Genomic DNA, 24914 nt, shown 5'->3' with positions numbered 1-24914 from the left:
TGATAGCAATATGCCCTAGTACTTACTGCCGTTGCATGCCAAAAGGCCATGAAATCCCATGTGGATATGCGGTGGACGCTCCTTTTTCAGGAGCGCCAGCGCCCGCCCGGCATCAGAAGCCCAGGCTGGCCAGCAGATCGTCCACTTGCGACTGGTCGGTGACCACATCGGGCGTGCCTTCGGGATCGACCACCGGGCCGGCCAGGTGTTCGTGGCGCGCTTCCACCACCGGGGCGACCTGCGCCTGCGCGGCCGGTGGGGCGGTCTGGATGAGCAACTGCACCAGCTGCTCTTCGATCGTGGCCGCCAGGTTGACCACACGGGCGATCACCTGGCCGGTGAGGTCGTGGAAGTCCTGCGCCATCATGATTTCGGTCAGGTGGCCGTCGGCTTCCTTGGTGACGCGCTCCACGTCGTGCAGGAAGTTCATGATCTCGCCCTTGGCGACGGCCGCCACGGGGTCCTTGACCAGCGAGGAGACGACGCGGCGGGTTTCCTCGGCGATGAAGTCGTGCTGGGCCTTGGCCTGCTCCACCCGGCTCAATACCTTCTCTGCCGCTTCTCCCGTGAGGCGCGCGATGTAGGAAAGTCGGCTTTGCGCATCGGGCAACTCGCCCATCGTGCCGCGCAGCTTGTCGGCGTAGCCGAGTTCGTTCAGCGAGTCGTGCAGCTGGCGGGTCAGCTGGCCGATCTTGTTGTGAACGGCGCCGGCTTCCGGAAGGTTGTTGTCCGAGGTATCCATGATCACAGGCCCATTTTCTTGAGGATCAGGGTGACTTTCTCTTCCAGCGTGGCCTTGGTGAACGGCTTGACGATGTAGCCGGCTGCCCCGTTCTGGGCGGCTGCCACGATGTCTTCCTTGCGGGCTTCTGCCGTCACCATCAGCACGGGCAGGTGCTTGAGCTTGTCGTCCTTCTTGATTTCAGCCAGCAGCTGGAATCCGTTCATGTTGGGCATGTTGATATCGGTGACGACGAAATCGAACTTGCTGTTGCGCAGTTTGTTCAGCGCCACCACGCCGTCTTCCGCCTCGTCGGCATCGGCAAAGCCGCTTTCCTTGAGCAGGTTGCGCACGATGCGTCGCATGGTGGAGAAGTCGTCAACGATCAAAAAGCGGAGTGCAGTGGTCACGTGGGACCCTTTCGGTCGGAAATTGCAGTGTGTATTGTCATGGGCCGCAGGTTTGGTGACAAGACGTTACGGCCGAGGGGCGGATGCCGGATTCTCGCGCTTTTCGGCGGTGAACTCCGTGGAAGTGATGGTGGCAGATTTCTTTCCGAGCAGCCGTTCCTCGGCTTCCTGGGTCAAAACCGTGATCGTGATGCGCCGGTTGGCGGGCGCGCGCGGCTCCTTGGGTTCCAGCAAATCGCTGGCCGCCAGCCCGACAACGCGGCCCAGCTTGGCATCCGGCATGCCGGCGGCCACGAGTTCGCGGCGCGAGGCGTTGGCCCGGTCGGCCGACAGTTCCCAATTGCTGTAGCCGCGGTCGCCGTTGCCGTAGGGCGTCGCGTCGGTGTGGCCTGCCAGGCTGATGCGGTTTTGCACGCCGCCGAGCGCGGTTCCGATTTCTCGAAGAATGTCGCGCATGTAGGGTTTTACCAACGCACTGCCGCTGTCGAACATGGGCCGGTTCTGGTCGTCCACGATCTGGATCTGCAGGCCATCGGGCGTCACATCCATGCGGATCTGCGAGCGATATTCATTCAGCTTGGGCGTTTCGGTGATCAGCGCATCGATTTTGGCCTGCAGCGCCTTGATGCGCATCTCGTCCTGGCGGGCGCGCTCGGCGCGTGCGGCTTCGAGGTTGGCGCGGCGGTTCGTCGACGTCTCCGAGTCGGAGCGCCGCACCTGTCCGTGCACCTTGGACAGGTCGTTGCCGCCGCCGGGAATCACGCTCGAGCTGTTGCCCGCACCGTCTCCCCCCTGCATGGACACCTTCAGCGGCGAATTGAAGTAGGCGGCGATGCCCTGCAGTTCGCCCTTGGCGGTGGAGCCCAGCAGCCACATCAGCAGGAAGAACGCCATCATGGCCGTCACGAAGTCGGCATAGGCGATCTTCCAGGCGCCGCCATGCACGGCATGGCCGCCCTTCTTGACGCGCTTGATGATGATCGGCTGGAGTTTCTTGTCGGCCATGGGGGCGTCTTCAGCCTACTTCTTGCCCTTCACGTGGCTTTCCAGTTCGGAAAAGCTCGGACGGTCGGTGGAGAACAGGACCTTGCGGCCGAATTCGATCGCGGTGGCGGGGTTGTAGCCCTGCATGCTGGCCAGCAGCGTGGTCTTGATGCATTGCAGTTCCTTGGCGGCATCTTCCAGCTTCTGCTCAACCAGGCCACCGAGGGGTTCCACCACGCCATAGGCCAGCAAGATCCCGAGGAAGGTGCCGACCAGCGCCGAGCCGATCATGCCGCCCAGCACGGAGGGAGGCTGGCCCACCGAGCCCATGGTGTTCACCACGCCCAGCACGGCGGCGATGATGCCGAAGGCCGGCAGCGCGCCAGCCAGGCGGGCCAGTGCCGCCACGGGGGCGTGTGCTTCCTGGTGGTGGGTTTCGATCTCGCTGTCCATCAGCGCCTCGATCTCGTGCGCGTTCAGGTTGCCCGAGACCATCATGCGCAGGTAATCGGTCATGAACTCGATCACATGGTGGTCGCTGCCGACCGTGGGGTATTTCTTGAAGATTTCGGATTCGTGGGGCGTCTCGACATCCTTTTCGATGGCCATCAGCCCTTCCTTGCGGGCTTTCTGCAGGATGTCGTAGAGCATCGCCATCAGTTCCATGTACCGTGCCTTGGTGTACTTGGACCCCTTGAGCGCCATGGGCAGCGCCTTCAGCGTGGACTTGAGCACCTTCGGCTGGTTGTTCACCACGAACGCGCCCAGCGCGCCGCCGAAGATCGTGATCATCTCGAAAGGGAGCGCTTTGATGATCACGCTCACATTCCCGCCGTGTACCACGTACACGCCGAAAATGCACCCGAGGCAGACCAGGTAACCGATGATTACAAACATGGGGCCATTCTGGCAGAGTCTTTTTGAAGCGCAAAAACGGAAATGCAGGCGGGATACACCCCAATTCGTTCCCCTTGACAAGTCCCGTTGCCCTGTTGGTGAAACCGGCCGCCCACCGCCAAAACAGGCGGGCAAACCATGGTTTATTGGGGCCACCGCAGGGGCCGGGAGCCCCTAAGATGGACCCCGGCCGTTTCGATCCACTGCCCCGATCCCACCCTTTTCCATTGCCTGCCGCCGATGTGCTCCATGCCCACTTCCACCGACGATGCTGATGTGCAAGAGCATGCCGACCTGCTGATCGCGCTCTTTCAGGCCGAGCAGTGCCTGGCGCAGCAGGATCTGGTGGGTGCCCTGACGAAATTCGCCACCGCCCTGGCTTTCGATCCACAGCGTGCGGACGTCTGGATGCATGTCGGGCGCACCTACCTCAAGATGGAAAACTGGGCGCAGGCCATTCCGGCGCTGGAGACCGCCCTGAACCTGCAGCCCGGCATGCCGGATGCGCAGCATGGCCTGTCGTTCGCATTGTTCAACCTGGGCCGGCACGCCGAAGCGTTGCAAATGATCGACGATGTGTGTCGCCGCGGCAACAACCCGGCCATGTGGGTCATGCGCGCCTTCCTGCATGACCAGATCGAGGGCAGTCCCGTCAAGACGCTGGAGGTCTACAGGGACTGGGGCCGGCGCTACGCCGATCCGCTGACGCGCAAGGCCGCTCCCCTCGTCGTGACCGATCGCCGCCCGAAGAAACGCCTCAAGGTGGGCTATGTCACGGCCGATTTCCGGGAGCACTCCATCGCGTTCTTCATGCTGCCCGTGCTGCGCCACCATGACCCGCAGGAGGTCGAGGTGCATGTGTACTCGGGCGGGCGGCGCGACGGCATCACCGATGCCCTGCAGCAGTGCGTGCCCCATTGGCACGAGATGATCCACCTGTCCGACGATGACCTTTACACGCTCATCCGCTCGCACGGCATCGACGTGCTGGTGGACCTGTCGGGCCACACCGCCGGCAACCGCCTGTTGGTCTTCGCGCGCCGCGCGCGCCCGTGCAGGTGACGTGGCTCGGATTCATGAGCCCGCTGGGCATGAAAGCCATGGATTACCGCCTGACCGATGCGGCCATCACCCCGCCGGGCCATGAAGTCTTCTACAGCGAGCGGCTCTTTCGCCTGGCCTGCATGGCGAGCTACGCACCGCCCACCTATGCGCCGCTGTGCGAAGAGCCGCCAATGCTGCACAACGGCTACCCCACGCTCATCTCGCTGAACAATTCCGCCAAGGTCACGGACCGCATGCTGGGTGTCTGGGGGCGCATCCTGAAGGCGCGCACCGATGCGCGCCTCGTCATCATGGTGAAGGAGCGGTCTGCCGAGGCCGCCCAGGCCAACATGCAGATGCGGGTCGAGGCTCAGGGCCTGCCGCTGGACCGCGTGTTCGTGATGCACCAGCAACCGCTCAACCAATTCATGGAACTGGGACATATTGCCGACGTGGCACTCGACACGGCCCCGATCTCCGGTGGCACCACGACGCTGCATGCCCTTTGGATGGGACTGCCGATCGTGTCGCTGGACGCCGAGCGCGGTGTGGACGCGAGCACCGCGCGCACGCTGCAGGGCGTGGGCTATCCCGATTGGGTGGCGCGCAGCGACGACCAATACGTCGAGCGGGCTCTGGCGTTCATGGCCGGTCCGGAAACCCTGGCCCGCCTGCGCCACGAAACACGGCAACGCTTGTCCGCCTGCGCACTCATGGACTATGCCGCCCGCACGGCCGAGCTGGAAAAGGCGTTCCGGCTCATGTGGCTCAATTACCTGGAAGGCCGCGACCGTTTCCTGGATGTGTTCGCCGATCCGGAGCCGGTCCTGGCACGCCTGGGCGGCGGTGAGAAGCGTGCGCACGGCACGCCCTCCGTATGACCGCCGGCGCTCCCACCGATCCCATTCCTCTGCTGGTGCCGGATGTGCCGGACCCGGTGTCCCTCCTGCCCTATCTGCAGCGCATGCATGCCGCGCGCTACTACTCCAACGGCGGCCCACTGGTGCGCGAACTGGAGGACCGCTTTGCCGAGCGCTTCGGCCTGGGCGCAGAGCAGGTCACGACCGTGGCAAGTGCGACGCTGGGCCTGGAGCTGGTGCTGCAATCGCTGGGGCTGCGCGCCGGCGCCCGGGTGCTCATGCCCACCTTCACGTTCGCTGCCACGGCGACGGCCGTGCTGCGCGCCGGCCACGTGCCGGTACTTTGCGATGTGGATGCCGACAGCTGGCTGCTGACGCCCGACATCGCGCGCGCGGCCCGTGCCACCGGTGCCGTGGATGCCGTCCTGCCCGTGGCGGCCCTCGGCATGCCGCACGACATGGCGGCATGGCAGCGCTTCGAGGACGAAACGGGCCTCCCGGTGGTGATCGACGCCGCCGCCGGCTTTGGCAGCCAGTGGCTGGCAGGCGCTTCGGGCACGCTCGTGTTCAGCCTCCATGCCACCAAGTCGCTGCCGGCGGGAGAGGGCGGTTTCGTGGTCTCATCGCGCCCCGGGTTGGCGGCGCGAGTGCGCCAGTCGGCCAATTTCGGCATCAACCTTGACCCGTCCAGCCACCTGCCGGTCGGCGCCCTGGCGGCAGTGGGCACCAATGCCAAGATGAGCGAGTTGCACGCTGCCGTGGCGCTGGCATCGCTCGCTTGCTGGGAGCAGGGCGCGCAGGTCCGGCGCGCGTTGCTGCGGGAAATGCAGGACGCCCTTACGCGCGCGGCGGACGGCCGGATCGCATGGCAGATGGCCGGCCCGGCCGGCGCCATCGCGGCACCGACGCTGTTGTGTGCACGGATGCCCGACACTGCCTGCCGGAGTCGGCTCGAGGCACTTTGTGCCGCGCAGGGCATCGCGACGCGTCGCTGGTACCAGCCCCTCATGCACCGCATGGAAGCCCTGTTGCCCTTCTGTACGCTATTGCCCACGCCCCAGGCGGATGCGCTCGCCGAGACCCTGATCGGCCTGCCGTTCTTTCCGAAGATGGATCCTGCGCAGATGCAGCGGCTCACCCGTGTGATGGAGCAGGCAATGCGCAGCTAGGAAGGGGTCCATTTCAGATCACTGTAGAGACAATGGGCTGCACGAGCCGCCGCTGGCTCGGCAGGCCCCAGACCGGTACCGAACACGGGGCCGCGGTCCTTGCAACATCCATCCAGAAGAGTCGATCCATGCCGACCAGTGTCCTTTCCCCCCACTTTTATCGAGATCCCGATCACCACGCCCGCGAACTGGAGGGGCTGTTCCGCGAAAGCTGGGTTTTCGTCTGCATGCGCTTCGAACTCGGCGGTCTCGTGCACCGTGGTGTGCAGGTGGGCGGGGTGTCGTTGTTGCTCCAGTGCGACAGCCAGGGGCTGCCGCGTGCTTTCCTCAATGTCTGCTCCCACCGGCATGCCCAGTTGTGCGAATCGGGCACGCACCGCGGGCCTGCGCGCTGCCCCTACCATGGCTGGGTGTACGACCGGGAGGGCGTTCCCGTCGGCATTCCGGCGAAACACTGCTTTCCCGAGGTGGTGGCCGAACCTGCCCGCTTTCGCCTGCAGGAATTCAACTGCGAGGCGGTAGGGCAGTTCGTATTCGTGCGCATTTCCGAAAGCGGCCCGGCACTGCGCGAGTATCTGGGCGAGCAATACGCCTTTCTCGATCGTGCCAGCGAGGGAATGCAAGACTTGCTGGACGAGTTCCGGGAGCCGGTGGGCGCCAACTGGAAAATCGTGATCGAGAATGCCCTCGAGGGGTATCACGTCCCTGCCGTGCATTCGCGAACCTTCATGCAGGTCGACGGCATGGACCGGGCCGAAACGGCACCCCGCTTCTTCCTCGAAGATCGCCGGCACAGCCATCTGGAGCATGCCGCCGATGCGCAGTGGGTAGCGCGGTTCGCCCGCATGGAGAGCAAGATTGGGCAATGGCCCTGGCGCTTCGCGCATTACACCCACCACCATATCTTCCCGAACCTGACCGTCACGTCGTTCATGGGTTACAGCTTCCATGTCCAGTCGTTCGAGCCCACCGCGCCCCGCCAGACCACGGTTCACTCGAGGACCGTTGGCGTGGGGTTCACCGGGATCACGCCTGCCGGCGCCAAGATGATGGAACACATCCATGCCGACGGCCACGCCTTCACGCGCAAGGTGTTCGCGGAGGACGGCGGTATTTGCGCCAAGGTCCAGGCGGGCGTCGATCAGGCGCAGCGCCCGGCCCTCGTGGGCGCCGGGATCGAGGACCGGGTGGCGCATTTCCAGGCGGCCTATGCCCAGGCGCTTCAGGGCTCCGAAACACCGATGGGCGGAAAAGCATGAAGGCCATCATCCTGGCGGGGGGGCTGGGTTCCCGCCTGAGCGAGGAGACGCAGCAAAAGCCCAAACCCATGGTGGAGATCGGCGGCCGCCCGATTCTCTGGCACATCATGAAGATGTATTCGCACCATGGCATCCATGACTTCGTGGTGTGCTGCGGCTACAAGGGCTACGTGATCAAGGAGTACTTCGCGAACTATTTCCTGCACATGTCCGACGTGACGTTCGATCTGGTGAACAACCGCATGGACGTTCACGAGCGGTATGCCGAACCCTGGCGGGTGACCCTGGTGGACACCGGCGATGCCACCCAGACAGGTGGCCGCCTGCGCCGTGTGCGGCGCTACGTGAGCGAGGACGAGGCCTTTTGCTTCACCTATGGCGACGGGGTGGGCGATATCGACATCACCGCGCTCATCCGGTTCCACAGGGCGCATGGACAGCCGGCCACACTCACCTCCACCCGGCAGCCCGGCCGCTTCGGCGCGCTGGACATGGAGGGCGACCGCGTGATGTCGTTCCGCGAAAAGCCCGATGGCGGCGGTGGCATGGTCAACGGCGGGTTTTTCGTGCTGTCTCCTGCCGTGTTCGATCTGATCGATTCCGACGAGACGGTGTGGGAAGGCCCTCCGCTCGAGGCGTTGGCGCGTTCCGGCCAATTGCGGGCCTATCGTCACGAAGGTTTCTGGCAACCCATGGATACGCTGCGCGACAAGAATTATCTCGAACAGCTTTGGCAGGGGGGGCATGCGCCCTGGAAATCATGGTGAGCGGTCCCGACAGCGGTTTTTGGTCCGGACGCAAGGTGTTCGTCACGGGCCACACTGGTTTCAAAGGCACCTGGCTGTCGCTTTGGCTGCAGCGTTTGGGCGCGAAGGTGACGGGGTATGCGCTGGAGGCGGATTCCATGCCCGCGATGTTCGCGCTGACCCGGGCCGCGCAAGGCATGCATTCGGTCATCGGCGATGTGCGGGATGTGGCGTTGCTTGCAGGCGCGCTGGAAGCAGCGGCGCCGGAGGTCGTGATCCACATGGCCGCACAGCCCCTGGTGCGCAAGTCCTACGCCGATCCGGTCAGCACCTATTCGACCAACGTCATGGGTACCGTGCACCTTCTGGACGCCGTCCGTCGCGTGCCGTCGGTGCGCGCCGTGGTGGTGGTGACGAGCGACAAATGCTATGAGAACCGGGAGTGGCTCTGGGCCTATCGCGAGGACGACGCGCTGGGCGGGTTCGACCCCTACAGCAACAGCAAGGCTTGCACCGAGCTGGTGGCCGCCTGCTACCGTGACTCGTTCTTCGCCCCGGCAAGGCACGCGGATCACGGTGTGGCACTGGCCACCGCGCGGGCGGGCAATGTGATCGGCGGCGGCGACTGGTCCCGCGACCGGCTGATTCCGGACTTCCTGCGAGCCTCCTGCGGCGGCGATCCGCTGGAGGTGCGCAATCCCGCTGCCGTGCGGCCATGGCAACATGTGCTGGAGCCCCTGGCGGGTTACCTCCAATTGGCGCAGCGACTCTTCGAGAAGGGGCCGGCGGTATCGGGCGCCTGGAATTTCGGGCCCGCCGAGCAGGACGTGCGAAGCGTCGGCGACGTCATCCGGCAACTGGCTGCCGCGTGGCCTGTCCCTGTCGACTACCGCTTTGCAACCGGGCCCGAGGGCGTGCACGAGGCGCAAATGCTCCGGCTCGACAGCAGCAAGGCCTGCTCTGTGCTGGGCTGGGGGCCTCGGTGGTCGCTGGCGCAGGCCGTGGAGCGCATCGCCCAATGGCATTCCGCACACGCTCGCGGCGAAGACATGCGCCAGGTCACCGAGCGTCAGATCGAATCGTATTGCGCCGCTGAGCGCTGAAGTTATATGGACAAGTTGCACCACATCCGCGAGCAGATCGCCGCGCTCGTTGGCGAATACGCGGCCCACGCGTATCGCGCCCAGCCATTCCTGCCGGGCGCCACGGCCATTCCACCCTCCGGCAAGGTGATCGGGGAGGCCGAACTGCAGAACATGGTGGCCGCATCGCTCGACGGATGGCTGACCACGGGGCGCTTCAACGATGCGTTCGAAAAGCGCCTGCGCGAATACCTCGGGGTGCGCCACGCGCTCACGACGAACAGCGGCTCGTCCGCGAATCTGCTCGCCTTTTCGGCGCTCACGTCTCCCGCATTGGGCGAGAGGGCCATCCGCCCGGGCGACGAGGTGATCGGTGTGGCGGCGGGGTTCCCCACCACCGTCAATCCCATCCTGCAGAATGGCGCGGTGCCGGTTTTCGTGGATGTGGAGCTCGGCACGTACAACATTGATGTGGCGCTGATCGAAGCTGCGATCTCGCCGCGCACCAAGGCCATCATGCTGGCCCACACCCTCGGCAATCCCTACAACCTGGAGTCGGTGCAAGCGCTGTGCCGCAAGCATGGACTGTGGCTCGTCGAGGATTGCTGCGACGCCCTGGGGTCCACCTACGGCGGACGGCTGGTAGGCACCTTCGGCGATATCGGGACCCTGAGCTTCTATCCGGCCCACCACATCACCATGGGCGAAGGCGGCGCGGTCTTCACCAACGACGATGAGTTGGCACGCATCGTCACGTCATTCCGCGACTGGGGACGGGACTGCTATTGCGGGCCCGGCAAGGACAACACCTGCGGAAAGCGGTATGGCTGGCAACTGGGCGATCTGCCGCCAGGCTATGACCACAAGTACACGTATTCGCACGTCGGCTACAACCTCAAGATCACCGACATGCAGGCGGCCTGTGCCCTGGCGCAGATGGACCGTTTGCCCGGCTTCATCGCGGCGCGGCAGCGAAATTTCGAGCACCTCTCCGGCCGGCTGAAAAGCTGCGAGGAGTTCCTCGTGCTTCCCCGGGCCACGGAAAATTCGCAGCCTTCGTGGTTCGGGTTCCCGCTCACGCTGCGCGAAGCGGCCGGTACCCGCCGCGTCGATCTGCTGGAGTACCTGGAGCAGAGCCGCATCGGCACGCGGCTGCTGTTCGCCGGCAACCTGACCCGGCAGCCTTCGATGCAGGGACAGACGTACCGTGTGGCCAGCAGCCTGGCGAATACGGACACGGTCATGGAGCACACGTTCTGGCTGGGCATCTATCCCGGATTGAGCGAGGCCATGATCGACTTTGTGGCCGATCGCATCGAAACCTATTTCGGCGTCAACTTCTAGCACCCACCATGCGCTTCGAAGAAAGCCCTTTGCCGGGCTGCTACCTGATCCAGCCCGAAGTGCGGCCCGATGAGCGCGGGCGATTCGTGAAGACCTTCAGCCGCGAGGCGTTCCTTGTCCGGGGGCTCGACTGCGACTGGGTAGAAGGCTTTTACAGCGTATCGCGGCGTGGCGTGCTGCGCGGGCTGCACTTCCAGTTGCCGCCGCACCACCATGCCAAGCTGGTGCATTGCAGCCACGGCCGCCTCTTCGATGTGGTGGTCGATCTGCGCCGCGGCTCGCCGACACAGGGCCGCTTTGCCACCTTCGAGCTGGACGCCGAGCTTGGCAACCAGGTCTACATTCCGGCGGGGTGTGCCCACGGCTGCTATGCACTGACCGAAGGCGCGACCATCGTCTATCACGTCACCTCGGCCCACGCACCTCGGCATGATGCCGGCATCCGCTGGGACTCTGCCGGCATTCCCTGGCCCGATGAGCATCCTGTGCTGTCGGTGCGCGACCGCGAGCACCCGCGGATGGAGGATTTCGCCAGCCCCTTCGAGATGCCGGAAGGACCGCCGAATGACCACTGAACGGCATGTGTTCCTGACGGGAGGGACGGGGTTCATCGGCCGGCACGTGCTGGCGTCTCTGCTGGAGGCGGGCCATCGCGTCACCGTCCTGAGGCATCCGGCCGACGCGCCTGCGTCGGTGCACCCTCGCCTTGTGTGGCTCAGCCGCGCCATGGACCAGTTGGCACCCGCCGATCTGGCCGGGGCGGACGTGCTGATGCACCTGGCGTCGCCCGGCGTCCCGCCGCAGCAGGCCGACTGGCAGACCCTATTCTACTGGAACGTCACCGTTTTGCTGCAACTGCTCGATACGGCGCGTGCCGCTGGCGTGAAGCGGTCGGTCCTCGCGGGTACTTTCGCGGAATACGGTCGCAGCGCGGATGCCTTCGACTTCATTCCGGCCAGCGCACCGCTGGCACCCGCGTATGGCTACGCGGCATCCAAGGCCGCAGGTTTCCAGGCTGCGCATGCGCACGCGATCGAACACGCCATGGAACTGTGCTACCTGCGGATCTTCTCGGTCTTCGGCGAAGGCCAGTACGCCGGGAACTTCTGGCCCGCGTTGCGTCTGGCCGCGTCGCAGGGACTTGATTTTTCGATGACCCCGGGTGCGCAGGTGCGCGACTACGTCCCCGTGGAAACGGTCGCCCGGGCATTCCGGCATGCGGCTGAGCGCCGCGATGTCGAGACGGGCAGGCCCTGGGTGCGCAATGTGGGATCGGGCAGGCCGGTATCGATGCAGGATTTCGCGCAGCACTGGTGGTCTGTCTGGAAGGCGTCGGGCCGGCTGCTCGTCGGCGCCCTGCCGTACCGGCCCAACGAGGTGATGCGCTGCGTCCCCGAGATGGAGGCCGATCTGTTCCTGTCTGGATCTGAGCATGAGGGGCAACGATTTGCTTGAATTGAACGAACTGGCCGCCCTGGAGGGCTCGCGCATCCTGATCACGGGTGCGGGCGGAATGCTCGGGCAGGCTTTCGCTCGCCGCTTGGCTGAGCAGGTACCCACTGCCCTGGTCGCGGCCCTCGACCGCCACGCGCTCGATGTGCGCCAGCGCGAGCAGGCCCAGGACTTGCGCGCCTGGCGGCCCGATATCGTGATCCATTGCGCCGTGTGTTCCGACGTCAACTGGTGCGAGGATCATGCGGACGCGGCGGCGCAGGTGCAGATCGAAGGAACCCGCCACGTGGTCGAGCTGGCCCGCGAATGCGGAGCCCGGTTTTTTTACCCGCAGACTTTCCTGATCTACGACGGAAGCCAGCCGGTGGACGAGGCCACGCCCCCCCGTCCTTTGAGCGTGTACGGACGCCTCAAGCTGGAGGCGGAGCACATCGTGCTGGAGGCGTCGCCGCAGGCGCTCACTGTGCGCATGGGCGGGTTTTTCGGAGAGCATGCGCGCGACAAGAATTTCGTCGGCAAGCTGATTCCGCACCTCGCGGGACTGCTGCGCTCCGGCGTGGACCGCATGGAGATCGGTGACCGCATCTGGCAGCCCACGCTCACGGACGATCTGGCCTACAACAGCCTGCTGCTGCTGGCGCGCGGCGAGACGGGCCGTTTCTGCATGGCTTCCCATGGGCAAGCCTCTTTCTTCGAACTGGCGCGGGAGATCGTGCTCCGATTGGGTCTGGACCGCCGCATCGAGATCGCGCGTGTTCCTGCGGAAACCATGGCCCACAAGGAAAAAGCCGTGCGCCCCGATGCGGTGGTGATGCGCAACGCCGCGCTGCAGGCCCGCGGGCTGGATCGTCAGCGCACATGGCAGGACAGCCTGGCCGCCTATCTCGACCACCCTTATTTCACTGGAATGTTCGCCCCATGAGCCTGCACCTGCTGAGCCCCTTCGTTCACCACGACATGTTCGGTCCGATGCGCAACCGCGTCGCCATGGCGGCCATGACGCGTGGTTTTGCCGATGCGCAGCACCGCTGCACGGCCGAAATCGCTGCCTACTACGCGCGGCGTGCCGCTGCCGGCGTATCGCTCATCCTGACGGAAGGCATCGTGGTCCATCCTTCGGCGGATGTTACCGGAACGTGCCCCACCTGCAGAACGACGAGCAGGCCGACAGCTGGATCCCGGCCGTCCGGCAGGTGCAGGAGGCCGGCGGGCGCATCGTGGCGCAACTGTGGCATTGCGGGCGGATCTCGCACCCGGACTTCACTGGCGGGTTGGCGCCGGTCAGTTCCACGGACCGGCCAGCGGCGGGCATCAACCGCCAGAACGGCCAGCCCTACGGGCAGCCCCGTGCACTGCATGCGTCGGAGATGCCGGGCATCTACCGTCTTTTCGAGGAGGCCGCGCAGCGGGCCCTGAATGCGGGCTTCGACGGCGTGCAGGTCCATATGGGACATGGATACCTGATTGACCAGTTCCTGGATGCACGCATCAATGACCGGACCGATGCCTATGGCGGATCGGTCGGAAACCGCTGCCGCATCGTGCTGGAACTGGTGGAGCGCCTGTTGCCCATTTGCGGCCCCCAGCGCCTGATGATCCGCCTCTCGCCCGCACGGATGATGGGCGGACTGTACGAGTGGCCGGACCTCGACGACATGCTGCACCATCTCATCCCCCGGCTGGATCGCCTGGGGCTGAGGCAGCTGGACATTAGCTGCGCGGATGCGCCCTATGCCGAAACTTCCGGCAGGATCGTGCGCCGCGTGCGTCCCCTCTGGCCCCACTTCCTGATGGGTGGCGCGTCGCTATCCGCTGCGGAGGCCGAGCGCGAAATCCAGGAGGGGCATCTGGACATGGTCACCTGGGGCCGCGCACTCCTTGCGAACCCGGACTTCGTGCGAAGGCTGGAGCGTGGAGAAGCCCTCGAGCCCATGACGCCCGAGCGGCGCGCCGTGCTCTATTGATCAGATGGAGGTGCGGTCAGCCGACCCGGCCACTGAAGAATTCGGCGATCGTGAAGTCCTGAGCGCTTTCCTCGTGCGCCTGCCGCATGGCCGAGGGCAGATCGGCATAGACCTCCCGCCACCAGGCGGGCGTGCCGACGAAGCCCTTGTTGAGGGTCAGATTGAAGAGCGGGACGCTCTTGATCGACAGGACATCGGCGTACTCGTCCATCGGCAGAAGATGGTTCGCGGCGAACCGGTAGCCATCGGCGAGGTCCCGGGCCGGCTCACCCCACTTGCGTGCCAGGCTCTGCCACAGCAGGCATTCGACGGCCGCCTTCTGGATCTGCTGGTAGGGCTCGTCGGTCCGGTGCTGGATCTCGGACGCACCGCGCAGGTCTTCCGGCAGCGCCCACAGCTCGCACATGTCCTGGGTGCGGCTCACGAGAAAACGCTCGGAGAAATGGAAGGGAATCTGCTTCCAGGACGAATGCGCCAGGAAGCCGAATTTCCCCTCGTTCCTGCTGCCATCGTCGAACAGTTCTTCCACCGCCCGGTAGAGCGATCCGGTGACGACCGTATCGCTTCGCATGCGCACCGAGTACGGCACGCCCACTTCGGCCAGATGCCGGCGCCCGCCTTGGCCGAGCGAATGATGGCATTGCGGCTGTCCACCATGTTCTGGGGCTGGGGAAGCGTGATCACGGCGTCCACCCATGGCCGGCAGGCATCGAGGCTGGCGGCGGACTGGTGATCCCAGGTGACGAAGCACAGATGCGCCTCGGGACACGCCATTCGCTGCCAGGCCAGTGCCATGGGGGTATAGGGAAACACCGGGCCCTGCACGAAGATGCCAAGTGAAGGCGTTCGCACGGGCGGTTTGCGCTGCAGGGACAGGCCTTCGAACACCCTGGAGAACGCCTGGAGCTGGTCGATGTCTCCATGCCGGCCGCTGTGGGTGAGCGCCGGCACGCAGCGGTAGTCGCCCCACAGGTTGCGGATCTGGTTCATGATTTCCGCCGAATGCGCTGCGAAGATCACCAGAAGCACATCCTCGTGCGGTTCTTTCATGAGCGCTTCGGGGCTGCGGACGGGAACACCATGGATCTGCCTGTCCTGGTGAGCGGTGAACGGGCACACGGTGTATTCCACCGGCAGGCCCAGCAGCGGATAGTAGTCCGTGAACGCCTGTCCAGCGCCCCAGCCGATCAGCCGGACCTTGGCCGGGTCGATTTCCGGATATTTCAGTAGAACGCGGTCGAGGCCGCCCCGAATCTTGGCCATCCTGCGGTGTCCTCTGGATAGTGGAGTGAATGCCTCTGCAGAGGCGCTTCAGCGATGAAAATACAGGCAGGTATCCCAGCGATCTTCGGTGTGGTGCTGCAGCCCGATCGAGTAGCCGGGGGCCACGGCATCCACCAGCGCCGGGATGTCCAGCAGGTCGGTCGCGCGGTGATAGGCGGAGATCGCCATCTTGGGCAGGCCGGCGCGGATGGCCGCCTGGGCGCCCCGCAGCGCCGGAATCTCGAAGCCTTCGATGTCCATCTTGATGAAGGTCGGAGGCGCATCGATGAGATCGTCGATGCGCCGGATGCGCACGGTCTCCAAGGGCGCGCTCGGATCGACGGCGATGCTGCCCCCATGCCCCCCCAGATGGTGGAACGGGGCTTCCGCGTCGTTCTCCCCGACGGCGAAGGGATGCAGCGAAATCCGGGATTCGAGCGCGGTGCCTGCGTAGCCCTGCTGCAGCTTGCGCAGCACCTCGATGTTCAGCCGGTCGGGCTCGATCATCCAGGAGTGTTCGATGCGATCGCCCGTGAGGCCCAGCAGCCCGGTCGTGGATTCGCCGATGGAGGCGCCGCAATCGACGAACCTCTCGTGGTCCGAGAACGTCAGCAGGCCCGAGCGGAAGTACAGGGTCGAGTAGGGCCTGGCCACAGTGAGATACCACTCGGGATTGCAGCTCAGGTGGAACAGAAGCACGCTGCGCAACGTGTTCACGGAGTGCGCATCCGCAAGCCGCCGCTCCAGCGCCAGGAATTCATCGAATCTGCTGCTGATGGCGGGGGCCCAGTCGGCCGTGCGGTAGTCCACCCGGTCATTCATGCCGAAGAGCCGGGTGACCTGCTCATGGTTCAAATGGGCGATGCCGTGGCGGGTACAAAGCCGGTCGAAGAACCGCCGTGAATAGTCCGTTCGGCAGCAGTTGATGGCGATGATGTCCGGGTCCTCGCGCAGCATCGCAAGGAAACGGTCGGTGGAAATGATGTCCACGCCGTAGTAGTCCTCGCCGCTGGCGTATTTGAAATCGTCGACCACGGCCAGTGCCCAGCCTTGGTCACGGGTCGCACGGATGAAGACTTCCGCGAAGGTCTTCGTTCCCAGCAGGATGAAGCGTGTCCGGTCCCCGCGCCGGGCGAAGATCTCGCGCGCCTGCTCAGGTATGCAGAAGTGCGGATCGCGGCGGTAGAGGTCCAGCATGGCGAGCAGCGCTTCATCCAGCTGGAAGCGATCCAGGTTGATGCGGCTGACCAAGGCGTCGGGCAGGAAGGAAGGGGGCATGGAGGCCATGGTGGGTTGCTCGCGGTCGGGCATGCGGAGACTGGGGAGACGTTCAGCTCCAGGAAAAGCGCCGGGCCGGATTGCCCATGATGGTGATGTTGGGCGGGATGCGGCCATACACCACGCTGCCGGCACCGACCTTGACGTGGTCGCCAATGACGGTGCCGCTGGTGATGACGCAATTGGGATGGATCGACACGAAGTTGCCGATCTTCGCGCCACCACCGATGGAGCAATGGCTGTTGATCTGGCACCAATCCCCGATGCGAACGTCGTGCCCGATGACCGTGTATTCCTGCACGCAGACGAAATCGCCCAGCTGGACATCCACCGAAATGCCCACACGGGGACCGATGATGCAGCCGCGGCCCAGCCGGGCATGCCGTGTCACATGGGCCTGCGGATGCACGACCGTGGCGAAGTCGACGTCGTGGACCGACCGCAGCACTTCGGTGTATTTGTGCCGCGCCATCGGATCGCCCAGTGCCGCCATGAAGACGTCGCCATGTTCCGGAACATAGGTCAGGGGATCACCCACGATCCCGATCGAGCGCTGCATGCCGTTCAGGGCCGACGTGCGCGAATCCAGAAAGCCCTTGGGTCGGAACAGCGGGTTGTCGTCTTCGATGTACGTCAATACTTCGCGGCCGAAGCCGCCGGCGCCCACGATGAGCAGGTTCCGATGCGGGGAGGACGTATCCGTGCAGGGTGCAGCCATGGTGGTGGATCAACTGATGGTGAGGCCGCCGTCCATCACCAGCGTCGTGCCGGTGATCCATCGGCTGGCCTGGGACAGCAGGAACACGGCGGCATTGGCCACGTCTTCCGGTTGGCCGAAACCGAGCGGGTAGTTGCCCCGCTCTTTTTCCATCGAACCCACGAGCGTGGCGGTGGCATCGAGCAATGGCGTTTCAACCAGGGCGGGCGAGAGGCAATTGGCCCGGATGCCCCGCTTGACGACTTCCATCGCGAGGCAGCGCATCATCGCAATCAGTGCGGCCTTGGTGCCCGAATAGGCGGCCACTCCCGGCACGCCGATGTGTGCGGCGATCGATGCGATGAACACCATCGATCCTCCCGGCGCGATCAGATTGCGCTTGAGAAGTGCCTGCGTCAGCAGCATCGGGGCGTCCACGTTGATGCTCTGGACTTCGCGCAGATGCTGTTCGGTGATCATCCGCACGGGAGACAGGCGGGAGATGCCTGCGCTGTGAACGATGCCGTTCAACGGCACGGAAGCGATCTGCTCCACCAACTCGGAGCGATCGGCAGACTGGGTCAGATCCGCTCGCACCACGAGGTGGCCGGCTGCCGGTGCCGCGGATTGCAGTGCCTGCAGCGTGCGAGCGAGCCGCTGCTCGTCGCGGCCCACACCGATGACCTGGGCTCCCATGCGTGCGCAGGCGAGGGCGGTGGCGTGGCCCAGGCCCGAAGTGGCCCCCGTGACGAGGATGCGCTGTCCCTGCAGGTGAAAAGGCGTGGGCGTTGCGTCCATCGGGTCAGGACTCCAGCATGGCCGGGAAGCGAGCCCCTGCAATGTCCAGGATGCATGTGCCCCAGGACAGGCCGATGCCGAAGCCGCTCAGCAGCAGCTTGTGCGTGCCGCTGGCCAGCGTTTCGTTCAGGCGCGCGGTCATGGTGACCGGCAGTGTCGCCCCACTGGTGTTGCCATAGTCGGCCAGCGTCGATGGGACTTTCTCAGGGGGGAGTGCCAGCTTCTTGCGGATGGTTTCGTTGATCATCCGGTTGGCCTGATGGAAGACGAAGTAGTCCACATCGTCCTTGGACACCCCTGCATATTGCAGCATGCGCTCCACGGCCGGAGGGATTTTCTGGGTGGAGAAGCTGAGCACGGCCGGTCCATCGAGGAGGAGGCGGTCTGGCCATTGCAGCTCCCCATCCTCGTCGCGCGTGGGGATGCTGTGATGAAAGGCATAGGGCTCTCGATGCCCACCCACCGGCTTGATGATGGCCTTGTAGCCACTGCCGTCGCTGTTGAGGTCGAAATACATGGGCGCGGCCGAAGGATCGAATTCCAGTGCGGTCGCCGTGCCGGCGTCGGAGAACAGCGGGTCCTTTTCGCTTGCGGAGCGGTCTCCCACCAGCAGCAGGCCCTTTTTCACCGTGCCGGACGCGATCATGCTGCCCAGCAGGTGCAACCCGAACGGGTAGCCAGAGCAGCCGAGATTCACGTCGAAAGCGATCGTGGACTGCGACAGCCCGAGCTTGTCCTGCAAGATGATGGCGGTGGAAGGAATGGGATAGTCGGGCGACTGCGTCACGACGATCAGCGCGTCCATTTCTTCGCGGGCCCACTGCAGTTCCTCCAGCAGCTTTTCGGTGGCGTCCTGCGCCAGGTCGGAAAAGCATTGCCACGACGCGCACAGGCGGCGCTGCTGGATGCCGATGTTGCGAACCAGCCTTTCCCGCTCCGAGCGGATTTTTGGAGGGCAATCCTCAAGGTTGGAAACCACGCGCTTGGGCACGCAGCTCGCCATGCCCGCAAAGCGCACGTTGTGCAGGGTGGACAGGCCCATGGTGTTTTACCCCAGCAGCTTGTAGAGGTCCGTGACCGTGGTGCAGTTCTTCAGGTCGTCGCCCACGATGGTTTTACCGTATTCCACGTCGAACATCACGATGACGCCCAGGGCGGCGAGGGAGTCCCACTCCGGCAGAGCACGCAGTTCGGTATCCGGGGTGACTTCCACTGGATCCTGGAAGTCAACAGCGGTCAGAAAGCTTTCGATGAATTGCTCGATGGAAGGCGAAGGCATGCGTACTCCAGAATAAAAATATCGCTGAGACCGAAGATTTCGGCCTCCACCGGCAGTGTATTAGCCCCGGATGCCTTCTTCTTCAGCCCTGCAGGAGTTTCAGCACCTGCTGGGGCAACTGGTTCGCCTGGGCCACCATCGCGGTTCCTGCCTGCTGCAGGATCTGCGTACGCGACAGGTTCGCCGTTTCCTTGGCAAAGTCGGCATCCACGATACGGCCACGGGCTGCCGCCATGTTCTCGCCCTGGATGTCGATATTGGCAATGGCGTTTTCGAAGCGGCTTTGCAGGGCCCCGAGGTCGCGCGCGCCGAATTGACCTGATCGATCGCGCTGTCGATCTTCTTGAGGGCCACCCAGGCCTGGCTCTGCGTTCCGACATCGACGCTGTCGATGCCTTTCTGACCGGTGCCGGTGGCATTCGTCAGCGTGGGCGGGGTAAAGCCCGTGTTGGCCACGGTGAACCCGGTGGTGCCGCCGAACGTGATGGTCTCCGGCACGGGGGGAACGGCATTCGTCAGCTTCGAAGAGGCGAACTCGAGTCCGTAGCTGCCGTCATCGTTCTTGGTCAGGAAGGCGGTCACGCCCGTATCGGCCGTCTTGTTGTTGATCGCCGAGATCACCTGGCCGAGACGTTCCACGCCGGAGCCAGCGGCCTTGATGCTTCCCAGGTCGATGGCGGAACCCGAACCGACCTGGATCGTCAGTCCGCCCGCAGGAATCGCGCTGCCGAAGGCGGAGATCGACGTGTCCGACGCATCCACGGCGATCGCGGTGCTCGTGCTCGAGTACATGATGCTGGACAGGCCCGAAGCGCGGGTGTCTGCCAGGGCGCCGAGCGTGACGTTGTCGCCGGAGTTGGCGCCCACCTGGAACAGGGCGCCCGCGAAGCTGCCGTCCAAGATCTTCTGGCCGTTGAAGCTGGTCTGCTTGGAAACGCGGTCGATTTCGTCGGTGAGTTGCTTGACTTCGGATTGCAGCGCGGCCCGGTCGGCCTTGCTGTTCGTGGCGTTGCTGGCCTGAACGGCCAACTCGCGCATCCGCTGCAGCATGTCGCCGACCTTGCCCAGGGCGCCTTCTGCCGTCTGGGCCAGCGAGATGCCGTCGTTGGCGTTGCGGGAGGCCACGGCCAGGCCCTTGACCTGGGTGTTCATGCGCTCGGCGATGGCCAGGCCGGCCGCATCGTCCTTGGCACTGTTGACGCGCAGGCCGGAAGACAGCCTCTGCATGGTGGTCGTCAGCGAAGCTGCCGACATTCCCAGATTGCGCTGGGCGTTGAGTGAGGCGATGTTGGTGTTGATCGTCGAGGCCATTACGGAACTCCTTCGCAAAAGGGACAAGGCACAGCTGCCGTGGCCAAGGACACCACCATCAGCGGGCAACCCTAGCGTTGGGAGAATTCTCCTCAGGTGGGGTTTTCCTGGCGTGGGGAAAAAAGGGCGGAAAACCATCCATATCCACCCTTGTGGGAGCTGGCTGACTCGGGCGGTGCCGGGGAAAGCCGATTTTTTTGCATGGAGACGCTCAAGTTCTCCAGGGGCTGCCCGATAACCTAACCAACAGGTTCAAGCGAATTTGTTGACCGGCAAGCGATGGATGGGTTCACGTGACTGCCGCCCCGGTCTTGGCAGCTGGCCATGGGGGTCAGCGTTGTGATCGGCGGTCTAGCCGGAATTTAAGTTACCAAGGAGCATTTCAATGGCCTCTACCATCAACACCAATATTGCTTCGCTCAACGCACAGCGCAATCTGGGCATGTCTGCGAACTCTCTCACCACCTCGATGCAGCGCCTGTCTTCCGGCCTGCGCGTCAACAGCGCCAAGGACGATGCCGCCGGCCTGTCGATCGCCGAGCGCATGAACACCCAGATCAAGGGTCTGACCGTGGCAGCCCGCAACGCCAACGACGGCATCTCGCTGGCCCAGACGGCAGAAGGCGCCCTGGGCAAGGTCGGCGACATGCTGCAACGGATGCGTGAACTGTCGGTGCAGGCCAGCAATGCCACCAACAGCACCAAGGACCGCGCTGCACTGCAGTCCGAAGTCAAGCAGCTCACCGACGAAATCGACCGTGTGGCCAAGCAAACCAGCTTCAACGGCCAGAAGATCCTGGACGGCAGCTTTGCGGGCGCCCTGTTCCAGGTCGGTGCCAACTCCGGTGAAAACATCACCGTCGGCGCTCTGACCAATTCCTCGGCTTCCGGCCTGTCGAACATCGAATACTCCACGGGCAGCGTGACCGCCCTGAATGCTTCCGACACGACGGTCACGGGCTTCGGCACCAAGATCGCCGCCGGTGGCCTGACCATCCAGGTGGGCTCGGCATCCGCCATCGATCTGGGCGAAATCAAGGCCGCTGGCTCTGGTGTGGAACGCCTGGGCCAAGTGGTGTCCGCCATCAACAACAAGTCCGCCGACACCGGTGTGACCGCCTTCCTGACCAAGAAGGACGACGGCACGTACGACCTGGAATTTGCTTCGTCCAAGCTGACCAGCGCAACGCCTCCTGTGCCGGAAACCATCACCTTCGGCGGCACGACCGGCTTCTCCGTGGCGAACACGGGCTTCGCCGCCCCGACGCTGGCGGCCGCCACCGGTACCGACAAGAAGGGTATCGACACCGTGACCGTCGCGACGCAAAAGGACGCATGGGTTTCCCTGAAGAAGATCGACAGCGCGATCGACCAGGTGAACTCCGCACGTGCCGACCTCGGCGCTCTGCAAAGCCGCTTCGAAAACTCGGTGGGCAACATCGACATCCAGGCCGAAAATCTGTCGGCATCGCGTGGCCGGATCGTGGATGCCGACTTCGCCAAGGAAACGGCGAACCTGTCGCGCACGCAGATCCTGCAACAAGCGGGCACTGCGATGGTGGCCCAGGCCAACCAGCTGCCCCAGGGCGTGCTGTCCCTGCTGCGTTAATCGGTGGCTTATAAAGGGGATCGGAACGGTCCGAACCCTTTTAAGCGGCGACAGGGCCACTCCTGTCGCCGCTTTTCCTGCTTTTAGATCGAAGCGATTCTCGCCACAATCGTGTATTGATTGTTGATGGCGGCCCCGGCTGCCTGGGAGACCAAAATGGGTATTACCTCGATAGGCATTGGCAGCGGGCTCGACGTCGAAACCATCGTCACCAAGACGGTGGCGCTGGAAAAGCAGCCCCTCGTTCAGCTGCAGGCCAAAGCGGACACCATCCAGACCAAGATTTCCACGTTCTCCCAGGTGAAGTCGTTGCTCTCGACCTTGTCGGATGCCGCGGCCAAGCTGACCCGGGACAGCGCGTGGAACGGCATGGCGGTCAGTTCTTCCAACAGTGCGGCCGTCACGGCCACCGTGTCGGGGATTGCCAGCGCATCGTCGTTCGGCGTGAGTGTGCAGCAACTGGCCCGCGCGCAATCGAATGCGTCCACCGCCGTGGCCAAGGACTCCGTGATTGGCGCAGGCACCATGACCATCCAGCTGGGGACCTGGGACTCCACCGCGAATCCACCGACCTTCGGCGTGGGATCCACGAAGCCGATCAATGTCTCGGTCAGCGCGACCGACACGATCACGAACATCGCCGCCAAGATCAACGAAGGCGATGCCGGCGTCACGGCCACCGTGTTGCGCGATGCCTCCGGCGAGCGGCTCCTGCTGCGCTCCAAGACCACCGGGGAAGCGTCAGGGTTTCGCGTGCAGGTGGCGGAGGACCCGGCGGCGCCGGGCCTCTCCAAGCTCGCCTTTGATCCGCAGAACTCCCCAGGCGTGGGCCTGGCGGCCAATACCATCCAGTACGCACAGAACACGCAGGCCAAGATCAACGGCATCAGCGTGACGTCCAAGGACAACACGTTCACCGAAGCCATTCCCGGGCTGACCCTGACGGTGTCGCAAGTGACCACGACCGACGTGGAAATGGGAGTGAAGGCCGATACCGCGACGATGAAGAAGAACATCCAGGATTTCGTGGATGCGTACAACGCCGTCAATGACCTGCTGGGTTCCTCGACCAAGTACGACAGCGAGAGCAAGACCAAAGGCGTGCTGCAGGGCGACAGCACGGCGGTTGGGCTGCAGAACTCGCTGCGGGCGGCCATCGGTGCCGCTGCGGGCGGCACCGCTGCCCTGCAGACGCTGTCCGACATCGGCCTGGAAGTCCAGCGTGGCGGCAAGCTGACGGTGGACAACACCAAGCTGGACAACGCGCTGAAAACGCCCGACACGCTCAAGCAGCTGTTCGCTTCCGACCCAGCCTCGGGCGGTACGGGCACCGGCGCCGCGGTTCGCATGAAGTCGTTCACCTCCGGACTGCTGTCGCTCGACGGCCTCATGAATAACAAGGCCGATGCCCTGGACCTGGAAGTCAAGCGCAACACCTCCGACCAGGACAAGGTGAACAATCGCGCGGCCGTATTGGAAAAGCGCATGCGGGCACAGTACACGGCGCTGGATACCCAGATGGGCAATCTTTCGGCCCTCAACAGCTACATCACGCAGCAGGTCGCCCAGTGGAACAAGTAAGTCCGGCGTCCGGGCCACCCGCCCCCGCGCGGGCTGGCCTGAACCCTGGATAAATCACCGCTGCGCCACTCTGTCAGAACGCCAAAACACCTCGTAAATGTCCTTGAGTTCCTTCTTGATCTGCCGATATTGAATGTAAGTAGCATGAAGGAGTTCTCGATGTACACGCCAGTCAGTTCCCGCGCCGCCTCGGTCTATCGGCAGGTCGGTGTGCAATCCAGTGTGGATGGCGCCTCGCCCCATCAATTGATCCAGATGTTGTTCGATGGCCTGGTGCAATCGCTCAACGCCGCCCGTGGCTCCATGCAGCGCGGTGACGTGGAAGAAAAGGGCCGCCACCTGGGCAAGGCCGTGCGCATCATCGAAGAAGGCCTCAAGGGCGGCCTCAACCCTGTGCAGGGTGGTGAGCTGGCTGCGAATCTCCGTGCGCTGTATGACTACTGCGTGGGCCGGCTCACCATGGCCAACCTGCGCAACGACGTCACCCTGGTGGAAGAAGTGGTCAACCTGATCGTGCCGGTGGCGCAGGGTTGGGGCGAGATCGGTGCCGGCGGCCGTCCTTCGGCCTCCGGTGGGAGAAACTAAGAATGTCTGAAATGCTCATCGATTACTACAAAGCCATCGAAGACAGCAGTGCCAAGATGTTGGAGGCTGCCAAGCTCAAGGATTGGGACGGCGTGGTTCGCTATGAAGGCGCCTGCGCGGTGCTCATCGAGCAACTGCGATTCAAGGCCCAGGAGCACGATCTGTTGCCGGAGCACCGCCGGGAAAAGACGCGCATCATGCAGCGCATCCTGAGCAACGATGCCCAGATCCGCTGCCTGGCGGAACCCTGGCTGTCGCAGTTCGAGCATTTGCTGGAGCGCCAGCCGCAGATGATGCATTGAGGAGGGGTGGGGCCCGCCCTTCGCCGGGCTGTCTGCCCGGCCAGTGCCTCCCGGCGCCACCGCGCAGCGCAGCGCAACGAACGGCAAGCCGGCATGCCTGACGCGCAGTGCGCCTTCGGCCGTGTTGTTTTCAGGATCGCCGCCGCCGAGAGGGTTTGATGTGGGCGTGCAGGGAATCGAAAGCCCATGCGGCGCGGATGTATCAGCCGCAGCGGTGCAAGGTATTACCAGTCAAATGGCCTTCCAGTGCAATAAACACTAGGGCATTAAGCTATAAAA

26 protein-coding genes and 2 pseudogenes are annotated in these 24914 nt (G+C 64.3%); 15 read left to right on the top strand and 13 right to left on the bottom strand.

What is annotated here, in order from left to right:
• Positions 1-112: 112 nt before the first annotated feature.
• From AC27IQ_RS07355 to motA, 4 genes are all read right to left on the bottom strand, one after another.
• Positions 113-742: a protein phosphatase CheZ gene (locus AC27IQ_RS07355; RefSeq protein WP_487089060.1), complete on the bottom strand. Its 630-nt coding sequence runs from the start codon at positions 740-742 to the stop codon at positions 113-115.
• Positions 743-744: 2 nt separating this feature from the next.
• Complete coding sequence (gene cheY, locus AC27IQ_RS07350; protein ID WP_092745669.1) at positions 745-1131, bottom strand: chemotaxis response regulator CheY; 387 nt, start codon at positions 1129-1131, stop codon at positions 745-747.
• 66 nt (positions 1132-1197) lie between these two features.
• Positions 1198-2136: a flagellar motor protein MotB gene (motB, locus tag AC27IQ_RS07345; RefSeq protein ID WP_272565427.1), complete on the bottom strand. Its 939-nt coding sequence runs from the start codon at positions 2134-2136 to the stop codon at positions 1198-1200.
• Positions 2137-2151: 15 nt separating this feature from the next.
• Positions 2152-3012: a flagellar motor stator protein MotA gene (motA, locus tag AC27IQ_RS07340; RefSeq protein WP_284431688.1), complete on the bottom strand. Its 861-nt coding sequence runs from the start codon at positions 3010-3012 to the stop codon at positions 2152-2154.
• Between the two features lie 249 nt (positions 3013-3261).
• Between motA and AC27IQ_RS07335 the strand changes: the two genes are divergently transcribed.
• From AC27IQ_RS07335 to AC27IQ_RS07285, 11 genes and pseudogenes are all read left to right on the top strand, one after another.
• Positions 3262-4074 carry a tetratricopeptide repeat protein gene (locus AC27IQ_RS07335; RefSeq protein ID WP_487089059.1) on the top strand — a complete coding sequence of 271 codons (813 nt, stop codon included), beginning with the start codon at positions 3262-3264 and terminating at the stop codon, positions 4072-4074.
• Entirely contained in the window at positions 4065-4937 is an 873-nt protein-coding gene (locus tag AC27IQ_RS07330; RefSeq protein ID WP_487089058.1) for an O-linked N-acetylglucosamine transferase family protein, read from the top strand. Before AC27IQ_RS07335 ends, AC27IQ_RS07330 begins: the two co-directional genes overlap by 10 nt.
• Entirely contained in the window at positions 4934-6085 is a 1152-nt protein-coding gene (locus AC27IQ_RS07325) for a DegT/DnrJ/EryC1/StrS family aminotransferase (RefSeq protein WP_487089057.1), read from the top strand. The genes AC27IQ_RS07330 and AC27IQ_RS07325 overlap by 4 nt, the downstream gene beginning before the upstream one ends.
• 32 nt (positions 6086-6117) lie before the next feature.
• Entirely contained in the window at positions 6118-7344 is a 1227-nt protein-coding gene (locus AC27IQ_RS07320) for an aromatic ring-hydroxylating oxygenase subunit alpha (RefSeq protein ID WP_487089056.1), read from the top strand.
• A complete protein-coding gene (rfbF, locus tag AC27IQ_RS07315; protein WP_284407495.1) occupies positions 7341-8111 on the top strand; it encodes a glucose-1-phosphate cytidylyltransferase in 771 nt (256 codons plus the stop codon). The genes AC27IQ_RS07320 and rfbF overlap by 4 nt, the downstream gene beginning before the upstream one ends.
• Positions 8105-9193 (top strand): CDP-glucose 4,6-dehydratase, encoded by a 1089-nt coding sequence (rfbG, locus tag AC27IQ_RS07310; RefSeq protein WP_487089055.1) that lies wholly within the window; start codon positions 8105-8107, stop codon positions 9191-9193. Before rfbF ends, rfbG begins: the two co-directional genes overlap by 7 nt.
• Before the next feature lie 6 nt (positions 9194-9199).
• Entirely contained in the window at positions 9200-10516 is a 1317-nt protein-coding gene (gene rfbH / locus AC27IQ_RS07305; RefSeq protein WP_487089054.1) for a lipopolysaccharide biosynthesis protein RfbH, read from the top strand.
• A gap of 8 nt (positions 10517-10524) precedes the next feature.
• Positions 10525-11091, top strand: a complete 567-nt coding sequence (gene rfbC, locus AC27IQ_RS07300; RefSeq protein ID WP_487089053.1) for a dTDP-4-dehydrorhamnose 3,5-epimerase — start codon at positions 10525-10527, stop codon at positions 11089-11091.
• The gene (locus AC27IQ_RS07295; protein WP_487089052.1) at positions 11081-11971 is read left to right on the top strand and encodes an NAD-dependent epimerase/dehydratase family protein; all 891 of its coding nucleotides are present in this window, start codon (positions 11081-11083) and stop codon (positions 11969-11971) included. The genes rfbC and AC27IQ_RS07295 overlap by 11 nt, the downstream gene beginning before the upstream one ends.
• Entirely contained in the window at positions 11949-12890 is a 942-nt protein-coding gene (locus AC27IQ_RS07290) for an SDR family oxidoreductase (protein WP_487089051.1), read from the top strand. The genes AC27IQ_RS07295 and AC27IQ_RS07290 overlap by 23 nt, the downstream gene beginning before the upstream one ends.
• A pseudogene (locus AC27IQ_RS07285) lies at positions 12827-13932 on the top strand (oxidoreductase). Before AC27IQ_RS07290 ends, AC27IQ_RS07285 begins: the two are co-directional and overlap by 64 nt.
• Before the next feature lie 16 nt (positions 13933-13948).
• Here AC27IQ_RS07285 and AC27IQ_RS07280 read toward each other — a convergent pair.
• From AC27IQ_RS07280 to AC27IQ_RS07240, 9 genes and pseudogenes are all read right to left on the bottom strand, one after another.
• Positions 13949-14356 (bottom strand): hypothetical protein, encoded by a 408-nt coding sequence (locus AC27IQ_RS07280; protein WP_487089050.1) that lies wholly within the window; start codon positions 14354-14356, stop codon positions 13949-13951.
• Positions 14353-15195: a hypothetical protein gene (locus AC27IQ_RS07275; protein ID WP_487089049.1), complete on the bottom strand. Its 843-nt coding sequence runs from the start codon at positions 15193-15195 to the stop codon at positions 14353-14355. The genes AC27IQ_RS07280 and AC27IQ_RS07275 overlap by 4 nt, the downstream gene beginning before the upstream one ends.
• Positions 15196-15243: 48 nt before the next feature.
• Positions 15244-16473 (bottom strand): FkbM family methyltransferase, encoded by a 1230-nt coding sequence (locus AC27IQ_RS07270; protein WP_487089048.1) that lies wholly within the window; start codon positions 16471-16473, stop codon positions 15244-15246.
• Positions 16474-16525: 52 nt separating this feature from the next.
• On the bottom strand, positions 16526-17191 hold the full coding sequence (locus AC27IQ_RS07265; protein WP_487089047.1) for a NeuD/PglB/VioB family sugar acetyltransferase: 666 nt from the start codon (positions 17189-17191) through the stop codon (positions 16526-16528).
• Positions 17192-17200: 9 nt separating this feature from the next.
• Positions 17201-17968: an SDR family NAD(P)-dependent oxidoreductase gene (locus AC27IQ_RS07260; RefSeq protein WP_284427254.1), complete on the bottom strand. Its 768-nt coding sequence runs from the start codon at positions 17966-17968 to the stop codon at positions 17201-17203.
• Positions 17969-17972: 4 nt separating this feature from the next.
• A complete protein-coding gene (locus AC27IQ_RS07255; protein ID WP_487089046.1) occupies positions 17973-19010 on the bottom strand; it encodes a ketoacyl-ACP synthase III in 1038 nt (345 codons plus the stop codon).
• Between the two features lie 6 nt (positions 19011-19016).
• On the bottom strand, positions 19017-19247 hold the full coding sequence (locus AC27IQ_RS07250) for an acyl carrier protein (RefSeq protein WP_284431703.1): 231 nt from the start codon (positions 19245-19247) through the stop codon (positions 19017-19019).
• 82 nt (positions 19248-19329) lie between these two features.
• On the bottom strand, positions 19330-19497 hold the full coding sequence (locus AC27IQ_RS07245; protein WP_487089061.1) for a flagellin: 168 nt from the start codon (positions 19495-19497) through the stop codon (positions 19330-19332).
• Positions 19498-19820: 323 nt separating this feature from the next.
• Positions 19821-20558 (bottom strand): annotated as a pseudogene (locus AC27IQ_RS07240) (flagellin N-terminal helical domain-containing protein); the annotation flags it as partial.
• A gap of 385 nt (positions 20559-20943) precedes the next feature.
• Here AC27IQ_RS07240 and AC27IQ_RS07235 point away from each other — a divergent pair.
• The 4 genes from AC27IQ_RS07235 to AC27IQ_RS07220 all read left to right on the top strand — a co-directional run bounded on the left by AC27IQ_RS07235 (position 20944) and on the right by AC27IQ_RS07220 (position 24635).
• A complete protein-coding gene (locus AC27IQ_RS07235; protein ID WP_284431705.1) occupies positions 20944-22167 on the top strand; it encodes a flagellin in 1224 nt (407 codons plus the stop codon).
• Between the two features lie 156 nt (positions 22168-22323).
• Positions 22324-23748, top strand: coding sequence for a flagellar filament capping protein FliD (gene fliD, locus AC27IQ_RS07230; RefSeq protein ID WP_284407482.1), 1425 nt, complete (start codon positions 22324-22326; stop codon positions 23746-23748).
• Positions 23749-23907: 159 nt separating this feature from the next.
• On the top strand, positions 23908-24333 hold the full coding sequence (gene fliS, locus AC27IQ_RS07225; RefSeq protein ID WP_284431706.1) for a flagellar export chaperone FliS: 426 nt from the start codon (positions 23908-23910) through the stop codon (positions 24331-24333).
• Positions 24334-24335: 2 nt separating this feature from the next.
• Positions 24336-24635, top strand: a complete 300-nt coding sequence (locus tag AC27IQ_RS07220; protein ID WP_092745692.1) for a flagellar protein FliT — start codon at positions 24336-24338, stop codon at positions 24633-24635.
• The last annotated feature ends 279 nt before the right edge of the window (positions 24636-24914 follow it).

Source organism: Acidovorax sp. KPB24-07 (assembly GCF_057543315.1).
The sequence above is the reverse complement of the archived record's forward strand: the minus strand, read 5'-3'. Positions and strand labels throughout refer to the sequence as shown.